Genomic DNA, 1244 nt, shown 5'->3' on the forward strand with positions numbered 1-1244 from the left:
TGAGCTGCACCCGGTTCCGAAGACACCAAGTTAGGTGTTTTATGGAGCAGGAGGTGCGTCATGGAGAGAAGGCAGTTTACGCGGGAGTTCAAGCTTGAGGCCGTGCGGCTGATCAAGCAGCGCGGCGTGTCGTATGCGCAGGCGTCCAAAGACCTTGGTATTCATCCGACACAGTTGCGCAGTTGGGTGAAGCAGCTTGCGGACGATCCGCAACATGCATTCCCTGGCCACGGTCAGATGAAGCCGGAGCAACTGGAGATCGCGCAGCTGAAGCGCGAGGTCATCAAGCTTAAAGCCGAACGGGACATCCTAAAAAAAGCCGCGGCCTACTTCGCGAAGGAATCGACGTGAAGTTCGGTTTCGTTGCGAAGCACCGAAGGATCTGGCCGGCGGAATGGTTGTGCGAGGCGCTCGGTGTCTCGCGGGGTGGCTTCTATGCCTGGCTGACACGGCCGCGCAGTGAACGCAGCCGGACCGAAGAAGAGCTTGGCGCGAAGGTTCGAGCCAGCTTCCTGGCCAGCGACCGGACCTATGGCGCCAGGCGGGTGTGGCACGACCTGCTGGCCGAAGGGATATCTTGCGGGCTGCACCGGATCGAACGATTGATGCGGCTGCAGGCCCTTAAAGCACGCCCACGACGGCGTCGACTGCCGCCCGATCTGGGTGAGCGGCAGATCGCCGCCGTCGCTCCCAACGTGCTCGACCGCTCCTTCGAAGCGCCCGCTCCCAATCGCAAATGGATCGCTGACTTCACCTATGTTTGGACGGCGGAGGGTTGGCTCTATGTGGCCGCAGTCGTTGATCTGTTCTCGCGGCGGGTGGTCGGCTGGTCAATGAGTACAGCAATGACGGCACAGCTCGTCACCGATGCCCTGGTGATGGCGATCTGGCGACGAGGCAAGCCGGACGCGCTGTTGCATCATTCCGATCGCGGCAGCCAATACACCAGCGAACAGTTCCAGAGGCTGATGGCCGATCACGGCGTGGTCTGCTCGATGAGCCGGTCAGGCAATGTCTGGGACAACGCTGCAATGGAGAGCTTCTTCTCGTCCTTGAAGACCGAGCGAACAGCGCGCAAAGTGTACCGGTCACGCAACGAGGCCAAGGCCGACGTGTTCGACTACATCGAGCGCTTCTACAATCCGAAGCGAAGGCATTCGACGATCGGATATCTGAGCCCTATGGAGTTCGAACGGAAGGTCGGATTAGCTTAAGCCGGTGTCAACAGAACCGGGTGCAGCTCA

Annotated in this window: 1 protein-coding gene; it reads left to right on the forward strand. The window is 60.4% G+C overall.

From position 1 onward, the window contains the following. Positions 1-60: 60 nt before the first annotated feature. A protein-coding gene (locus tag ABIB06_RS38810) for an IS3 family transposase (RefSeq protein WP_354049800.1) occupies positions 61-1214 on the forward strand; the annotation gives its coding sequence in 2 pieces (ribosomal slippage) (positions 61-319 and positions 319-1214; 1155 coding nt in all). Positions 1215-1244: the final 30 nt, after the last annotated feature.

The sequence above is a fragment of the Bradyrhizobium sp. LB8.2 genome (assembly GCF_040548035.1).
In the GTDB taxonomy this organism is placed as follows: domain Bacteria; phylum Pseudomonadota; class Alphaproteobacteria; order Rhizobiales; family Xanthobacteraceae; genus Bradyrhizobium.